Consider the following 16,203-nt stretch of genomic DNA (forward strand, 5'->3'; position numbering starts at 1 on the left):
GGGGGGGGGCGGGGGGGGTGTTCCCCCCGCGCCGCGGCAGTGCCCTGTCGTGGATCCTCACCGTCGCCCACCGCCGCGCCGTCGACCGGGTGCGCAGCGCCCGCGCGGCCGGCGAACGCGAGCGGCGCGAGGCGAGGCGCGCCCACCACCCCGCCTTCGACCAGGTCTCCGAGGAGGTCGAGGCGGGTCTCGAACGCGAGTGGGTGCGCCGCTGCCTGGACCGGCTGACCGCCCTGCAACGCCAGTCGGTCACCCTCGCCTACTACGACGGCTACACCTACCGGGAGGTGGCCGAGCGCCTCTCCCTGCCGCTGGGCACGGTGAAGACGCGGATGCGGGACGGACTAGGCCGCCTGCGCGACTGCCTCGGAGGTACCGCATGAGCCTCCTCGGCCGGCTGTCCCGCCGCGGCGACCTGCACTCCCTCGCCGCCCCCTACGCCCTGGACGCCCTGGAAGGCGCCGAACGGGTCCGCTTCGAACGGCACCTGGACGGATGCGACCGGTGCGCCGCCGAGGTGCGGGCCCTGTCCGAGGACGCCGTCCGGCTGGCCTGGTCCACGGCCGCCCCGGCACCGGCCGCCCTGCGCGAACGGGTCCTGGCCGCCGTACGCACCACCCCGCAGGAGCCCGCGGCCGGCAGCGGGCCCGCGCTCCGGCTGCCCGCCCACGTGTGGGAGGGCCGGCGGACGCCGGAGCGGTCCCGCGCGGTCCGGCCGCGTCCCCTGCTGGTGCCGTTCGCCACGGTGACGGCCGCCGCGGCGCTCGTGGTCGCCTCGCTCTTCGCCGTGCAGGCGGACCGGACCCGGGACGAGTTGGACACGGCGCGGGACCGGGCACGTGAGATCGCCCACGTTCTCGCGGCTCCGGACGCCCGCGCGACGAGCGGCACGGACGACCGCGGCCGCGGCATCGGAGTGGTCGCCTCCGCCGCCGAGGGGCGCGCGGTGGTCACCCTGAGCGGATACGGCGAGCCGCCGGGCGACCGCGTGCACCAACTGTGGCTCGTGCGCCCCGGCGCCGGGCCGCGTTCCCTCGGGCTCCTGGACGGCGACACGCCCCTGATCGCGTCCGGTCTGAACCGGTCCGCGACGTCACTCGCGGTGACCGTCGAGCCCGCAGGGGGGTCGGTCCGGCCGACCAGCAGCCCGGTTGTCCAACTCGCCCTGGAATCTGCCGGATTCGGAGAGTAATCGTCAACCCCCTTACGGGGAAGGTGAATCCTGTGACCGCGATACACGCATCCCGTACCGGGGCGATAGGGTTACCCTGCCCGGGCCGGGTGGACTCGTACGGGTGGGGAGTGACATGGAACAGATAACAGTGCGCAGCAGGGCAAGGGTGCCTGCGATCACCTGCAAGAGCAGCGCGAGCAGCTCGCGTCTCGACCGGCATCTCGCGGTGCTCGGAGGGCCCGCCCTCCCACAGCGGGAGACCCTGGAGGCGACGTCGCTGATGCGTGAGCTGACTGCGCGTGAGCCCGCGCACAAGCGCAGCAGCAGGGGCGCCAGGGTGCGCCGGGTCTCGCTGTTCGCGCCACTGCGCCGACTGCGCCGCTCGCTGTTCGGCGGCAACTGAGGCCCGCGCTCCGGAGGCCACACCGTCCCGGCGCGGCGCCGCGCACTCGTCCGTCATCCCCACGGCACGCAGCGGCGCCCCGGTGTGTTCCCGAGCGCGGGTGTTTCCCGTACGCCTGTCCCGTAGGCCCGTAGACCCGTAGACCCGTAGACCCGTAGACCCGTCAGGTCCCAGGCCCGCGACCCGCAGCCTCCCGCCCGGCGGTGGCGCCCACCGGCGTGCTCAGCGCTCGCCGCGCGCGTACCGGCGTACGGCGAGCGGGACGAACACCGCCAGCAGCAGCGCGCACCAGGCCAATGATCCGGCCACGGGATGCGCCACCGGCCACGCCGCCCCGTCCGGCACCGGCGCGTTGCCGAACAGGTCACGCAGCGCCGTCGTCACCGCGCTGATCGGATTCCACTCGGCCACCGTGCGCAGCCAGCCGGGCAGACCGTCGGTCGGGATGTACGCGTTGGAGAGCAACGGCAGGATGAAGGTCGCGCCGCCCAGTTGACCGGCGGCCTCCTCACTCCGGGTGAGCAGCCCCAGGAAGATCCCGATCCACGTCGTCGCGAACCGGAACAGCAGCAACAGCCCCACCGCACCCACCGCGCCGGCCGCGCCGCCCTCGATCCGCCACCCCACCGCGAGACCCACCAGCAGCAGCGGCACCGTCCCCGCCGCCGTGACGAGCACGTCCGCCACCGACTGCCCGAGCGGCACGGCGGCCCGGCTCACCGGCAGGGTGCGCAGGCGGTCCGTCACGCCCCGGTGGGTGTCCTGGGCGGCCTGGAACATGCCGGTCATGATGCCGTTCGCGGCCGTCGCGACCAGCAGGCCCGGCACCAGGAAGGAGCGGTACTCCTCGCCCGGCATCGCCAGCGCGCTGCCGAAGACGTAGCCGAAGAACAGCAGCATCGTGACCGGCATCGTCTGGGTGAGGATCAGCAGGCCCGGATTGTTCCGGAGCCGCCGCAACTGGCGGCCCAGCATGGCCGATCCGTCGTACGCCAGGCCGTACGGCCCCGGCTGCCCCGGCCTTGTCGCCGTGCTCATGCCACCAGCTCCTTGCTGTCGGTCAGGCGGAGAAAGACGTCGTCGAGGGTCGGCGGCCGCAGGCTCGCGTCCACCAGCGGCACCCCGGCCGCGTCGAGTTCGCGCACCAGGCGCGGCAGGGTCAGCGTCGCGTCCGTGCTGACCGCGCCGACCGTGCGCCGGTCGTGGTCCAGCGCCGGCTCCGTCCCCGTGAGGCGGTCCAGGACGCCCGCCGCCCGCGCCATGGCGTCCGGGTGGGCGACGACGGCCTCCGCGTACGCCCCCACCAGCGCCTTGAGTTCGGCCGGCGACCCCGTGTGCGCGACCCGGCCCCGGTCCACCAGGGCGATGTCGTCGGCGAGGCGGTCGGCCTCCTCCAGGTACTGCGTGGTGAGCAGCACGGTCGTGCCGTCCTCCTTCAGGGCGCGCACGGCGTCCCAGATCCGGTTGCGGCTTGCCGGGTCCAGGCCGGTCGTCGGCTCGTCCAGGAAGAGCACGTCGGGGCGGCGGACGAGGCTCGCCGCCAGGTCGAGACGGCGCCGCATGCCGCCGGACAGGGTGGACGCGGGCCGGTCGGCGGCCTCGGTCAGACCGAAGCGGTCGAGCAGTTCACCGGTCCGCGCCGCCGCGTCCGGCACCCGGTGCAGGCGGGCGAACAGCCGCAGGTTCTGGCGTCCGGTGAGGTCCCCGTCCACCGACGCGTACTGCCCGGTGACCCCGATCCGGCGCCGCACCGCGGCCGCCTCGCGGACGAGATCGTGCCCGGCGATCCGGGCCGACCCCGCGTCCGGCCGCAGCAGCGTCGTCAGCAGCCGCACCGCCGTGGTCTTGCCCGCTCCGTTCGGCCCGAGCAGTCCGCACACCGTGCCCTCGGCCACGGCCAGATCCAGGCCGCGGAGCGCGCGCACCTCGCCGAAGCGCTTCTCCAGACCCTCACTAAGTACAGCGTACGTAGTAGTCATGGGACGACCATAGCGCACTACGTACGCTGTACGTAACTAGGATGGTGGCCGAGGTGATGAACGATGGCGGGCCGAGCGGCCGTACCCGAAGTGATCTGGTCGCGCCCCGAGCGCACCGGCCGGGGGCCGAGACCGGCGTACACCCGTGCCGACATCGCCGCCGCCGCGGTGCGGATCGCCGACGCCGAGGGGCTGGACGCGGTCTCGATGCGGCACGTCGCCGCCGCGCTGGGCTGCGGCACGATGTCGCTCTACAACTACGTCCCCCGCAAGGAGGACCTGTACGAGCTGATGATGGACGCGGTCAGCGGCGAGCACGAGCTGTGGGAACCGAGCGGCGACTGGCGCGCCGACATGATCCGGGTGGCCCACCAGACCCGCGCGCTGATGCACCGCCACACCTGGCTGCCCCGCCTGATGTCCCCGGTCTACGGCTTCAGCCCCAACGCCCTGCGCTACCTGGAACACTGCCTGACCTGCCTCGACCCCTTCGACGCGCCCCCGGGCACCAAGATGGAGCTGGTCGCGATGGTGAACGGCGTCGTGACGACCTACGTCACCAACGAGATCTCCACCGTGGAGCGCACCCGGTCGCTGCCCTGGTCGCAGGAACAGGAGGACGCGACGCGCATCGCCTACCTGGGCGGGCGGCTCGCGAGCGGCGCCTATCCGCGGCTGGCCGCGACCTTCGCCGAGGACGCGGGTCCGATCGACCTGGAGGCGGTCTTCGAGCGGGCGCTGACCAGGGTGCTGGACGGCTTTTCCTGAGCGCCGGGGCCGGGGACTGCTACAGCAGCGCCAGCTGTCCCTCCGGCCCCTCCTCCCGGCCGTCCAGCACGGAGGCCGGCCGGCGGGCCGACGCGGGCACCGGCAGCACGCCCGCCTCGCGCAGCTCCGCCGCCGTGATCTTTGCCGTCACCGTCAACTCCGCATACCCGGAGCGCACTTCGCCGAGCAGGGTGAGGACGGTGATCAGCTCCAGCAGCTCGGACGTCCAGGTCTGCGGCCAGGCCGCCGGGCGGATCGCCGCCAGCGTGCCCGGCTCGCCCTCGGCGGTGCGGGCCGCGAACCACTGCTCCAGCACCCGGACCCCGCCCACCTCGAACTCCCAGGCGCCGGGCGGCACGGGGGAGACGCGGCCCTCGTCCAGGTGCAGGACCTCGTCGTCCGGGTCGTAGCGCAAGGTCAGCGGGCGCGCGGGCAGCGGGGCACGGACGTACGGGCGGCGCCCGCCCGGCAGCTTGGGGCGTTCGCCGTCGCGCAGCATCAGCCACAGCGCGCGCCGCCCCAGCTCGACGCCCCGCTCCCACAACGCGGGGTCCGCGGTGAACGGGACCGTCCCGCCGGGCCGCACGGCCGCGACCGACCAGGCCAGCACGTCCAGCGGCGCGACCGGCCGCCCGAGCCGGGCGGCGAGGTGCTCCAGGAGGCCCGGGGCCAGGTTGGGCTCCGCGCCGCCGGGCCTGCGGTACAGCGGGCGGATCCGGGCGGGGCCGAACAACGGCAGCCGGGAGCCGGCGAGGAGCAGCGGCGGGCCGGTGGCCTCGGGCGCCTCCACGACGAACACCTGCCGCTCGTCCGCCACCCGCCACAGCTCCGGGCGGGCCGCGTCGATCAGCCGGTGGTCGGGAATCAGCCACTGCTCGTCGAAGGGCGCGCGCAGCACCCGCAGCGGCTCCGGGCACGGCCCCGAGGCGCGCGCCAGCCGCTCGGTGCCCCCGGCGCCGCCCGGCAGCCGTCCGACCGCCGTGTACGGGGTGCGGGAGCGGGTCGGCTCGAACAGGGCCGCGCGGTCGGCGCCCTCGGCCTTCACCAGCGCGTCCCAGCGGGCCTTCAGGGACGCCGCGTCGGGCGCCGTCGGCCACCCCCGGCCGAGCCGTGGCGGTGCGACGGACCACGGCATGAGGTCCGCCAGCGGCGGAGCGTCGTCGTGCGTCACGCCGGGCATCGTACGACGGGACGGCACGGCCTCATGTGGCGTCCAGGGTGACCGTGAAGGAGAACCGGTCGCCCCGGTAGTGGATGACCGCCACGTCCAGTACCCGGCCCGCGGTGTCGTAGGTGACGCCCGTGTAGTGCAGGATCGGGCTGAGCAGCGGGACTTCGAGCAGCCGGGCCGTCTCCGGGTCGGCGAGCCGGGCCTCCACGGTGTCCGTGATCCGGCTGATGTCGATCCCGACCACGTCCCGCAGCACCTTGGTCATCGGCCATCTGGCGAGGTCGTCCACGTCGATGCGGGCGGCCAGTTCGGGACGGACGTAGTTGCGGGCGTGGTTGGTGGGCTCGCCCGTCGTCTCGTCGCAGCGCAGCCGGTGGTACGTCCCCACGTTCGGCGACTCGGGGAAGTACTCGGCGACCTCGGGCGGCACCGGCACCGTGCCGTGGTCCAGCAGTTCGGCCTTCATGCCGGACTGCTGCGCCACGATCGCGTCCACCGAACCCAGCAGCCGCACGGGGGCGCCCCGCCGGGCGTCGGGCTCGATGAACGTGCCGCGCCGGCGGTGCCGGGTGATCAGCCCCTCGTCCTCCAGCTCCTTGAGCGCCTGCCGCATGGTCAGCACGCTCACCCCGTAGTGACCGGCCAACTGCTCCTCGGTGGGCAGCCGCAGCGGGTCCCGGGGCGAGCGGCCGAGTATCGAGGCGCGCAGCGACTGCGACACCTGGTACCACAGCGGCAGCTTGCGGTTCAGGACGATGGAGTCCGGGGCGAAGGAGGTCACGGGCCATCCGTACCGGTAGGGAAACCTCAGTGCAAGGGGCGGAAGTGACGCTCCAGGCCCTGCCAGACGTCGTCGTAGCCGGGTTGCAGGTGCTCGGCGCGGGCCGCCTGGGGGGTGAGGGTCACCGGCCACCGGGTCTCGAACATGAACGCCAGGCCGTCGTCGATCCGCTGCGGCTTCAGTGCGGCGGCGCTCGCCCGGTCGAAGGTCTCCCGGTCCGGGCCGTGCGCCGACATCATGTTGTGCAGCGAGCCGCCGCCCGGCACGAAGCCTTCCGCCTTGGCGTCGTAGGCGCCCTCGATCAGGCCCATGTACTCGCTCATCACGTTCCGGTGGAAGTACGGCGGCCGGAAGGTGTCCTCGCCCACCAGCCAGCGCGGCGCGAAGACCACGAAGTCGACGCCCGCGAGGCCGGGGGTGTCCGACGGTGAGGTGAGCACCGTGAAGATGGACGGGTCCGGGTGGTCGTACGAGATGGTGCCGATGACGTTGAAGCGGCGCAGGTCGTAGACGTACGGCACGTGGTTGCCGTGCCAGGCGACGACGTCCAGCGGGGAGTGGTCGTACTCGGCCGTCCAGAGGTTGCCGCAGAACTTGTTGACCACCTCCACCGGACCCGGCGTGTCCCCGTCGTCCTCGTAGGCGGCGACCGGTGCCATGAAGTCCCGCGCGTTCGCCAGGCCGTTGGCGCCGATCGGGCCGAGGTCCGGCAGCTGGAGGGGGGCGCCGTAGTTCTCGCAGACGTAGCCGCGGGCGTCGGCGTCCAGCAGCTCCACCCGGAAGCGCACCCCGCGCGGGATCAGCGCCACATGGCCGGGCTCGGCGTGCAGCAGCCCGAACTCGGTGCGCAGCAGCAGGCCGCCGCGCTCCGGGACGATGAGCAGCTCGCCGTCGGAGTCACTGAACACGCGCTCCATGGAGGCCGTCGCGTGGTACAGGTGCACGGCCATGCCGGTGCGCTGGGTCGCGTCGCCGTTGCCGCCGAGCGTCCACAGGCCCGCGACGAAGTCCGTCCCGGCCGCCGGCTCCGGCAGCGGGTTCCAGCGCAGCCGGTTCGGGTCCGGCACGGCCTGGGCGAAGGGCGCGGTGCGGATCGCGCCGTTGCCCGCGCGGGTGAACGCCGGGTGGGCGGCCGAGGGGCGGATCCGGTACAGCCACGAACGCCGGTTGTGCGCCCGGGGCTCGGTGAACGCCGTGCCGCTCAACTGCTCCGCGTACAGCCCGAGCGGCGCCCGCTGCGGCGAGTTCCGGCCCTCGGGCAGTGCGCCCGCGACGGCCTCCGAGCTGTGCTCGTTGCCGAAACCGGACAGATAGGCCAGCCCCTCCGCGGTCTTCCGCGCGTCCCCGCTCATTGATCGCTCCCTCGCAACCCGATTCCTATGGCACACCGTAGGATTGCGGTTTCTCGCGCGCAAGAGGGCGTACGGGTCTTCCCGGTGCGTCCCGGTTCTTCCCCGTCCGGCGCGCGCCTCCTCCTGAAGGATGACCGGAACCAGGCCCCCGGGGGATCCGGACTGTCGGACCCGTGTTCTAGTCTCGCGTCATGTCGTGGACGCGGGGAGTGCTCGCCGTGCTCGCGGTCTGCGTCCTGCTGTTGACCGGATCCGCGGGCTGCGGCTCGGGCGATGACGGAGAACCGGAGGCCGGGGAGTCGGCCACCCCGGTGGGCAGGCTGCTCGACACCACCGACGAGCAGGGCCGGCGCTACCGGGAGGTGGACGCCGAGCAGGCGCCCGAGGTCGGCATCGAGGTGCAGCCCGAGAACGACGACAGCTGGGACGTACGCCTGACCGTCCGCGGCTTCAGGTTCTCGCCGGACGGCACGGACGCCGAGGCGGTGCCCGGCCGGGGCGTCGCCCACCTCTTCCTCGACGGCGACCTCCTCACCCGCCTGCGCGGCCCGGAGTACCGGCTCACCGCCGACCTGGTCCCGCGCGGCACCCACCAGGTCACGGTCCGGCTGTACGCCGACGACGACACCGTCTGGGCCGTCGACGGTGAGCCCGTCGAGAGTACGGCGGACATCACGGCGTCGGACACCGAGCCGACGGAGGCGACGGAGCCCGAGGAGATCGAGGGCCGGACGGTTCCCACACCCGCGACGGCACGGTGAGGGCATCATGAGGACCGTGTCCCACGCGACCCCGCTCCGCCGCGCCCCCGTGCAGCGGCGCAGCGCCGAACGGCTGACCAGGATCCTCGACGCCTGCGCCGACCTCCTCGACGAGGTGGGCTACGACGCCCTGAGCACCCGGGCCGTGGCGCTGCGCGCGGACGTCCCCATCGGGTCGGTGTACCGCTTCTTCGGCAACAAGCGGCAGATGGCCGACGCGCTGGCCCAGCGCAACCTGGAGCGCTACGCGGAACGCGTGACCGAACGGCTCACGGAGACGGGCGACGGCGGCTGGCGCGGCGCCCTGGACGCGGTGCTCGACGAGTACCTCGCGATGAAGCGGACCGCCCCCGGCTTCTCCCTGATCGACTTCGGCAACCAGATCCCGGTCGGCGACCGGGCCACCGTCCCCAACCACCGCGTCGCCGAGCGGCTCACGGAGCTGCTCTCCGGCTACCTCGGCCGCCGCCCCGACGACGATCTGCGCCGCGTCTTCCTCGTCGCCGTGGAGACCGCCGACACCCTCGTCCAGCTCGCCTTCCGGGTCGCGCCGGACGGGGACGAGAAGATCATCGAGGAGGCGCGGGAGCTGCTCCGGGCGTATCTGGGGCGCGTGCTCGACTGACGTACCGCGCCGTGCGGCCGTTCGCGCAGGGATCGCAGGGGCTCCCCAACATGCCTACCGGTCGGTATGCTCGCGGCAAGAGCGACGCCGCCCTCCGGGAGGACCCGTGTCCCGCACCGCCCTGCGTATCTGCCCCCTGTGCGAGGCCACCTGCGGCCTGGCCCTCACCATCGACGGCACCGAGGTCACCGCCGCCCGCGGCGACCGCGACGACGTCTTCAGCCACGGCTTCATCTGCCCCAAGGGCGCCTCCTTCGGGGCCGTCGACTCCGACCCCGACCGGCTGCGCACGCCGCTGGTGCGCAGGGACGGCGAACTGCGCGAGGCCACCTGGGAGGAGGCCTTCGACGCGGTCGCCGCCGGCGTCCGCACCGTCGCCGAGCGGCACGGACCGCACTCCGTCGGCCTCGTCCTCGGCAACCCCAACGTGCACACCGTGGCCGGCGCCCTCTACCCGCCCGTCCTGCTCGCCGCCCTCGGCACCCGCAGCCTCTTCACCGCGTCCACGGTCGACCAGATGCCCAAGCACGTCTCCAGCGGGCTGCTCTTCGGCGACGCCAACGCCATCCCGGTACCCGACCTCGACCACACCGACCACCTCCTGCTGATCGGCGCCAACCCGCTGGAGTCCAACGGCAGTCTGTGCACCGCGCCCGACTTCCCCGGCCGGCTCAAGGCCCTGCGCGGTCGCGGCGGCACCCTCACCGTCATCGACCCCCGCCGCACCCGCACCGCGAAGCTCGCCGACCGGCACGTGGCGATCCGCCCCGGCACCGACGCCCTGCTGCTCGCCGCGATGGTCCACGTGCTGTACGAAGAGGACCTGGTCGGCCTCGACGCCCTCGCCCCGCACGTGATCGGGGTCGACGAAGTCCGGGACGCCGTACGCGACTTCACCCCCGAGTCCGTCGCCGCCGCCTGCGACGTGGACGCCGGCGTGACGCGCGCCCTCGCCCGCGAACTCGCCGCCGCCCGCACCGGCGCCGTCTACGGCCGCATCGGCAGCTGCACCGTCCCGCACGGCACCCTCGCCAGCTGGCTCGTGGACGTCCTCAACATCCTCACCGGCAACCTCGACCGGCCCGGCGGCGCCCTCTTCCCGCAGGCCGCCACCGACCGAACCCCGCGCCCCGCCGGACCCGGCCACGGATTCGCGCTCGGCCGCTGGCGCTCCCGGGTGAGCGGACACCCCGAGGCCAAGGGCGAACTGCCCCTGTCCGCCCTGGCGGAGGAGATCGATACCGCCACCGCCACCGCCACCCGCACCGGCACCGCCACCGGCGCCGCCACCCGCACCGGCACCGCCACCCGCACCGGCACCGCCACCGGCGCCGCCACCGGCGCCGACACCGCTACCGCCACCGGCGCCGACACCGCTACCGCCACCGCCACCGCCACCGACGCGGACGCGGACGCCGCCACCGCCACCGACGAGCCGGTCCGCGCGCTGATCACCATCGCTGCCAACCCCGTGCTCTCCGCCCCCGACGGCGACCGACTCGACAAGGCGCTCGGCTCGCTCGACTTCATGGTCAGCGTCGACCCCTACCTCAACGAGACCTCGCGCCACGCCGACGTCGTCCTGCCGCCGCCCCCGCCCGCGCAGAGCCCGCACCACGACTTCGCGTTCAACACCCTCGCCGTCCGCAACCAGGTCCGCTACACCCGCCCCGCCGTCCCGCTGGAGCCCGGCCGCATGGCCGAGACCGAGATCCTGGCCCGGCTGACCCTGGCCGTCACCGGCAGGCACGGCGCCGACCCGTCCGCCGTCGACGCCATGGTGATCGAGCAGACCCTCGGCAAGTCCGTCCGCGACCCGCACTCACCCGTGCACGGCCGCGACCCCGGCGACCTGACCGCACGGCTCACCGGCGAGAACGGCCCCGAGCGACGGCTCGACATGATGCTGCGCCTCGGCCCCTACGGTGACGGCTTCGGCGTACGCCCCGACGGGCTGACCCTGGATCGCCTGCTCGCCCACCCGCACGGCATCGACCTCGGCCCGCTGCGCCCACGCCTGCCGCAGCCGCTGAAGACCCGCAGCGGCAAGGTGGAGCTGCTGCCGGAGCCGATCGCCGGCGACCTGCCGCGCCTGCGGCACGCCCTGGCCGAGCGCCCTTCCGGGCTCGTCCTCGTCGGCCGCCGGCACCTCAGGTCCAACAACAGCTGGATGCACAACATCCCGGCCCTCACCGGCGGCTCCAACCGCTGCACCCTGCACGTCCATCCCGACGACGCCGGACGGCTCGGCGTACGCGGCGCGCAGCCCGTGCGTGTCCAGGGGCCCGGGGGAGAGGTGACCGTCCCCGCCGAGGTCACCGACACCGTCCGGCCCGGCGTGGTCAGCCTCCCGCACGGCTGGGGCCACGACCGCCCCGGCACCCGCCAGACCCACGCCGCCACCGAACCCGGCGTCAACGTCAACCAGCTCCTCGACGGCAGCCTGCTCGACCCGCTCTCGGGCAACGCGGTCCTCAACGGCGTACCCGTAAAACTCACCCCGGTGGCCACGCCCTGATCTGAGCAAAGCTGTGACCTGGAGTTTTGCGCTTATTGCTCGCACGTCAACGTCTTGTTAACGCGACTTCACGGCACCTAACGTCGCTCGCACCGCCTGCCCCCGGTGGAATGTTCAAGGGCGAACGTTAGGTACTCACACATGCTGACCATCCTCGGCTTCGCCATGATCGCGACCTTCCTGGTCCTGATCATGGCGAAGAAGATGTCGCCGATCGCGGCGCTCGTGCTGATTCCCGCGCTGTTCTGCGTGTTCGTCGGCAAGGGTGCCCACCTCGGCGACTACGTCATCGACGGCGTGTCCAGCCTCGCCCCCACCGCGGCGATGCTCATGTTCGCGATCGTCTACTTCGGGGTGATGATCGACGTCGGGCTCTTCGACCCGATCGTCCGGGCCATCCTGAAGTTCTGCAAGGCCGACCCGATGCGCGTCGTCGTCGGTACGGCGCTGCTCGCCGCGATCGTCTCGCTCGACGGCGACGGCTCCACCACCTTCATGATCACGGTCTCGGCCATGTATCCGCTGTACAAGCGGCTGAAGATGAGCCTGGTCGTGATGACCGGCGTCGCCGCGATGGCCAACGGCGTGATGAACACGCTGCCCTGGGGCGGTCCCACCGCCCGCGCCGCCACCGCGCTCAAGGTCGACGCCACCGACATCTTCGTCCCGATGATCCCCGCCCTGGCCGTCGGTCTGCTCGCGGTCATCGCCCTGTCGTACGTGCTCGGTCTGCGCGAGCGCCGGCGGGTGGGCACGCTGACGCTGGACGAGGCGCTGGTGCGGGAGCCGGAGCCGGAGAGCGAGACGGTGCTGGTCGGTGCGGGTGCGGGTGCGGGTGCCAAGGCCGGTGCGGGTCGTGGTGGCTCGGGCGGAGCGGACCGCTCCGAGGGTGCCGGCGGCCCCGGCGGCTCCGCCGGACAGGACGAGGCGTCGGACGACGACTTCAAGGGCCTCGACCCGAACCGGCCCACCCTGCGCCCCAAGCTGTACTGGTTCAACGTGCTGCTCACGGTCGCGCTGCTCACCGCCATGATCATGGAGGTGCTGCCGATCCCGGTGCTCTTCCTGCTCGGCGCCGCGCTCGCGCTCACCGTGAACTTCCCGCACATACCGGACCAGAAGGCCCGGATCGCCGCCCACGCCGACAACGTGCTCAACGTCTCCGGCATGGTCTTCGCCGCCGCCGTCTTCACCGGCGTCCTCACCGGCACCGGCATGGTCGACCACATGGCCAACTGGCTCGTGGACACCATCCCCGACGGCATGGGCCCGCACATGGGCCTGGTCACCGGCCTGCTGAGCCTGCCGCTCACCTACTTCATGTCCAACGACGGCTTCTACTTCGGCGTCCTGCCCGTGCTCGCCGAGGCCGGACACGCACACGGCGTGTCGACGCTGGAGATCGCCCGCGCCTCGATCGTCGGCCAGCCGCTGCACATGTCCAGCCCGCTCGTCCCGGCCGTCTACGTCCTGGTCGGCATGGCGAAGGTCGAGTTCGGCGACCACACGCGGTTCGTCGTGAAGTGGGCGGTCCTGACGAGCCTGGTGATTCTCGCGGCGGGCATCCTGTTCGGCATCATCTGATCATCGGAACGGCTTCCGCGGCGGCTGCGCGGTGAGTCGTACAGGAAGGACACGATCATGACGCCCGGTGGGAACCGCGGCTGGCTGCTCCGCCTCGTCATCGCCTTCGGCTTCGCGCAGGGGGCCGTGTCGATGGCGCGGCCCGCCGTCTCCTACCGGGCCCTCGCGCTGGGCGCGGACGAACGCGCGGTCGGCGTCATCGCCGGTGTGTACGCGCTGCTGCCGCTGTTCGCCGCCGTCCCGCTGGGCCGCCGTACCGACCACGGCCGCTGCGCGCCCCTGCTGCCCGTCGGCGTGGTGCTCATCGCCGGCGGCTGCGCGCTCAGCGGCGTCGCCGGGTCCCTGTGGGCGATGGCCCTGTGGAGCGGTGTCATGGGCCTCGGTCACCTCTGCTTCGTCATCGGCGCCCAGTCGCTGGTCGCCCGCCAGTCCGCGCCGCACGAACAGGACCGCAACTTCGGGCACTTCACCATCGGCGCCTCGCTCGGCCAGCTGATCGGCCCCATCGCGGCGGGCGCGCTGATCGGGGGCCCCGACATGGCCGGCAGCAGCGCGCTGGCCCTGGTGGTGGCGGGCGCGGGCGCGGCGGTCGCCTTCACGTCCCTGTGGCGCATAGAGCACCCGAGGGCCGCCGGAGCAGGTAAGGAGCGGGGCGGCGCGCGCGTACCTGTGGGGAGCATCCTGCGGGCCAGGGGCGTGCCGGCGGGCATTCTGATCAGCCTGTCGGTGCTGTCCGCGACCGACGTCCTCACCGCCTATCTGCCGGTGGTCGGCGAGCACCGGGGCATCTCCCCGGCCGTCATCGGCGTCCTGCTCAGCCTGCGCGCGGCGGCCACCATCGCCTGCCGGCTCGTGCTGACACCCCTGCTGCGGCTGCTCGGCCGCACGGTGCTGCTCACGGTCACCTGTCTGCTGGCCGCCCTGCTGTGCGCCGGGGTCGCGCTGCCGGTGCCGGTGTGGGCGCTCGCGCTGATGCTGGTCGTGCTCGGCTTCTGCCTCGGCGTCGGCCAGCCGCTGTCCATGACGACGGTCGTCCAGGCCGCCCCCGACGAGGCGCGTTCCACCGCCCTCGCCCTGCGGCTGACCGGCAACCGCCTCGGCCAGGTCGCCGCACCCGCCGCGGCCGGACTGATCGCGGGCGTCGCGGGCGTCGCCGCGCCCTTCGTGATGCTCGGCGGACTGCTCCTGCTCTCCTCGGGGGTCGCGCTGCGCTCCCCGCCGGCGGGTGCGGCCGGCCGGCGGCGCGCGGCGATCGGGCAGGATGGCACGGACCGGGCCGGCAGTGGCCGGCCGTGTCGGGAACCGAAGGGATGAGCATGATCCTCGTCTTTCTGTCCGCGATCCTGCTGCTGGTCATAGGCGGCTGTGTCTGCGTCGTGTGGGCGGCCCGGGGCGGCCCGCGCTGGACGCGGGGGGTCTCCAGGGCGACCCTGCTGGCGGGCGAACTGCTGCGCGCGTCGAACCGTCGTTCGCGCGGGGGCGGGAGCAGCAGCGGCAGCAGCGGCGGGGACGGCTGACGGGAATCCGATCGTCCGCTTTCTCACCAGTTGGACGATGGAGGGGGATCCGGTCCGGCGTCTTCCCCCGGCCGCGCACTGTCCGTTAACTTCCGTGACTCACACGCCCCGTACGACCCGCACGAGGGCGTCCGACCGCGGAGCACCAGCGCCCAGTGAGCCCCCGGGGGCACCTCCATGACACGCGCCATCTCCCTGCACGACGTGAGCAAGACCTTCGCGCGAGGCGTCCGCGTGGTGGACCGGCTGTCGCTGGACATCGCGCCGGGCGAGTTCCTCGTCCTGCTCGGCCCCTCCGGCTGCGGCAAGTCGACCGTGCTGCGCATGATCGCCGGCCTGGAGGAGGTCACCGAGGGCGAGGTGCTGCTGGACGGCGCCTACGCCAACGACCTGCTCCCCGCCGAGCGGCGGATGGCGATGGTCTTCCAGAACTTCGCCCTGTACCCCAACATGACGACCCGCGGGAACATCGGCTTCCCGCTGCGCGTCGAGGACCCCCAGACCGACCCCGGACCCCGCGTGGACGCCACCGCCCGCATGCTGGGCATCGAGGACCTCCTCGACCGCCTCCCCGCCCAGCTCTCCGGCGGCGAACGCCAGCGCGTCGCCATGGGCCGGGCCATCGCCCGCCACCCCACCGCCTTCCTGATGGACGAGCCGCTGTCCAACCTGGACGCCAAGCTCCGCAACCACCTGCGCGCCGAGATCACCAGGCTGACCCGGGAACTGGGCGTCACCACGATCTACGTCACCCACGACCAGTCCGAGGCCATGTCCCTCGGTGACCGGGTCGCGGTCCTGCGCGGCGGCGTGCTCCAGCAGGTGGACACCCCGCGCGCCGTGTACGCCCTGCCCCGCAACGTCTTCGTCGCCGCCTTCATCGGCATCCCGCGCATCAACCTGCTGCGCGGCCTCGTACGCGCCCCGCTGGACGGCGCGATGACGATCAGTCTGGGCAAGCAGTTCCTGCGCCTGCCCGAACCGCTCTGCCTGGACCACCAGTTGCTCCGCGTCCAGCAGGGCCGGGAGGTGATCGTGGGCCTGCGTTCGGAGGCCGTCCGGATCGCGAAGCCCTCGTCCGCCCGCCCCGGCGAGGTGCTGCTCACCGGCCTGGTGGAGCACGTCGAGTTCCAGGGCCACGAGATCCTCGTCCACCTCAACACCGGTTCGCGGCCCGCCGTCGTGCCCGACCTGGAAGCCCCGCGGCTCGCCACCCGGCCCGTCCGGCGCCGCCGCCGCGACGGCACCGTCCTGGACCGGCTGAGGGAACGGGCGGGAGCCCTGCGCGCCGGGCAGCTGGCGGTCATGGACGAAGCGGAGGAAGCGCGGGAGCGGGGACCCGCCGTCACCGCCCCCGACGGCCGCCTCCCCGGCGACCTGATCGTCCGGACCACCCCCGACATCGACCTGCGCCACGGCATGCAGGTCCCGCTGCTCGTCGACCTCGACCACCTGTTCGTCTTCGACCAGCACGGCGACCGCATCTGCCCCGCCCCCGCGCGGCTGCCGGACCTGGAGGAGTGAACCCGCCGGACCGGGTCCCCGGAGAGGGTGAGCCGCGCCACCATCG

The 16,203-nt window shown here is 73.4% G+C and carries 16 protein-coding genes; 11 read left to right on the forward strand and 5 right to left on the reverse strand.

From position 1 onward, the window contains the following. The 3 genes from ACFWR9_RS33675 to ACFWR9_RS33685 form a co-directional block, all read left to right on the forward strand. On the forward strand, positions 1–383 hold a 383-nt coding region (locus tag ACFWR9_RS33675; protein ID WP_383848881.1), incomplete at its 5' end, for a sigma-70 family RNA polymerase sigma factor. After that, positions 380–1,192, forward strand: a complete 813-nt coding sequence (locus ACFWR9_RS33680) for an anti-sigma factor domain-containing protein (RefSeq protein WP_383848884.1) — start codon at positions 380–382, stop codon at positions 1,190–1,192. The genes ACFWR9_RS33675 and ACFWR9_RS33680, both read left to right, overlap by 4 nt. 115 nt (positions 1,193–1,307) lie before the next feature. Further along, a complete protein-coding gene (locus ACFWR9_RS33685; RefSeq protein ID WP_383848887.1) occupies positions 1,308–1,577 on the forward strand; it encodes a hypothetical protein in 270 nt (89 codons plus the stop codon). Between the two features lie 222 nt (positions 1,578–1,799). Here the strand turns inward: ACFWR9_RS33685 and ACFWR9_RS33690 are convergent, their stop codons facing one another. Continuing rightward, the gene (locus ACFWR9_RS33690; RefSeq protein ID WP_383848890.1) at positions 1,800–2,615 is read right to left on the reverse strand and encodes an ABC transporter permease; all 816 of its coding nucleotides are present in this window, start codon (positions 2,613–2,615) and stop codon (positions 1,800–1,802) included. Continuing rightward, positions 2,612–3,556, reverse strand: a complete 945-nt coding sequence (locus tag ACFWR9_RS33695) for an ATP-binding cassette domain-containing protein (protein ID WP_383848892.1) — start codon at positions 3,554–3,556, stop codon at positions 2,612–2,614. Before ACFWR9_RS33695 ends, ACFWR9_RS33690 begins: the two co-directional genes overlap by 4 nt. A gap of 63 nt (positions 3,557–3,619) precedes the next feature. Between ACFWR9_RS33695 and ACFWR9_RS33700 the strand changes: the two genes are divergently transcribed. Further along, positions 3,620–4,324 carry a TetR/AcrR family transcriptional regulator C-terminal domain-containing protein gene (locus ACFWR9_RS33700; protein WP_383848895.1) on the forward strand — a complete coding sequence of 235 codons (705 nt, stop codon included), beginning with the start codon at positions 3,620–3,622 and terminating at the stop codon, positions 4,322–4,324. Between the two features lie 19 nt (positions 4,325–4,343). Here the strand turns inward: ACFWR9_RS33700 and ACFWR9_RS33705 are convergent, their stop codons facing one another. Genes ACFWR9_RS33705 through hmgA form a run of 3 tightly spaced genes read right to left on the reverse strand, consistent with a single transcriptional unit; the run spans position 4,344 to position 7,628 of the window. Next, complete coding sequence (locus tag ACFWR9_RS33705) at positions 4,344–5,504, reverse strand: type ISP restriction/modification enzyme (RefSeq protein WP_383848898.1); 1,161 nt, start codon at positions 5,502–5,504, stop codon at positions 4,344–4,346. Between the two features lie 22 nt (positions 5,505–5,526). Beyond that, complete coding sequence (locus tag ACFWR9_RS33710; protein WP_383848901.1) at positions 5,527–6,276, reverse strand: GntR family transcriptional regulator; 750 nt, start codon at positions 6,274–6,276, stop codon at positions 5,527–5,529. Between the two features lie 26 nt (positions 6,277–6,302). Next, a complete protein-coding gene (hmgA, locus tag ACFWR9_RS33715; protein ID WP_383848904.1) occupies positions 6,303–7,628 on the reverse strand; it encodes a homogentisate 1,2-dioxygenase in 1,326 nt (441 codons plus the stop codon). Between the two features lie 191 nt (positions 7,629–7,819). Between hmgA and ACFWR9_RS33720 the strand changes: the two genes are divergently transcribed. The 7 genes from ACFWR9_RS33720 to ACFWR9_RS33750 all read left to right on the forward strand — a co-directional run bounded on the left by ACFWR9_RS33720 (position 7,820) and on the right by ACFWR9_RS33750 (position 16,157). Further along, complete coding sequence (locus tag ACFWR9_RS33720) at positions 7,820–8,389, forward strand: hypothetical protein (RefSeq protein ID WP_383848906.1); 570 nt, start codon at positions 7,820–7,822, stop codon at positions 8,387–8,389. A gap of 7 nt (positions 8,390–8,396) precedes the next feature. Next, entirely contained in the window at positions 8,397–9,014 is a 618-nt protein-coding gene (locus tag ACFWR9_RS33725; RefSeq protein WP_383848907.1) for a TetR family transcriptional regulator, read from the forward strand. A gap of 106 nt (positions 9,015–9,120) precedes the next feature. After that, a complete protein-coding gene (locus ACFWR9_RS33730; RefSeq protein WP_383848910.1) occupies positions 9,121–11,532 on the forward strand; it encodes a molybdopterin-dependent oxidoreductase in 2,412 nt (803 codons plus the stop codon). 141 nt (positions 11,533–11,673) lie between these two features. Beyond that, positions 11,674–13,116, forward strand: a complete 1,443-nt coding sequence (locus ACFWR9_RS33735) for a CitMHS family transporter (protein WP_383848913.1) — start codon at positions 11,674–11,676, stop codon at positions 13,114–13,116. A gap of 57 nt (positions 13,117–13,173) precedes the next feature. Beyond that, positions 13,174–14,430, forward strand: coding sequence for an MFS transporter (locus tag ACFWR9_RS33740; RefSeq protein WP_383848914.1), 1,257 nt, complete (start codon positions 13,174–13,176; stop codon positions 14,428–14,430). 2 nt (positions 14,431–14,432) lie between these two features. Further along, positions 14,433–14,633 carry a hypothetical protein gene (locus ACFWR9_RS33745; protein WP_383848917.1) on the forward strand — a complete coding sequence of 67 codons (201 nt, stop codon included), beginning with the start codon at positions 14,433–14,435 and terminating at the stop codon, positions 14,631–14,633. 177 nt (positions 14,634–14,810) lie between these two features. After that, positions 14,811–16,157 carry an ABC transporter ATP-binding protein gene (locus tag ACFWR9_RS33750; protein WP_383848920.1) on the forward strand — a complete coding sequence of 449 codons (1,347 nt, stop codon included), beginning with the start codon at positions 14,811–14,813 and terminating at the stop codon, positions 16,155–16,157. Positions 16,158–16,203: the final 46 nt, after the last annotated feature.

The sequence above is a fragment of the Streptomyces sp. NPDC058534 genome (assembly GCF_042717365.1).
GTDB lineage: Bacteria > Actinomycetota > Actinomycetes > Streptomycetales > Streptomycetaceae > Streptomyces.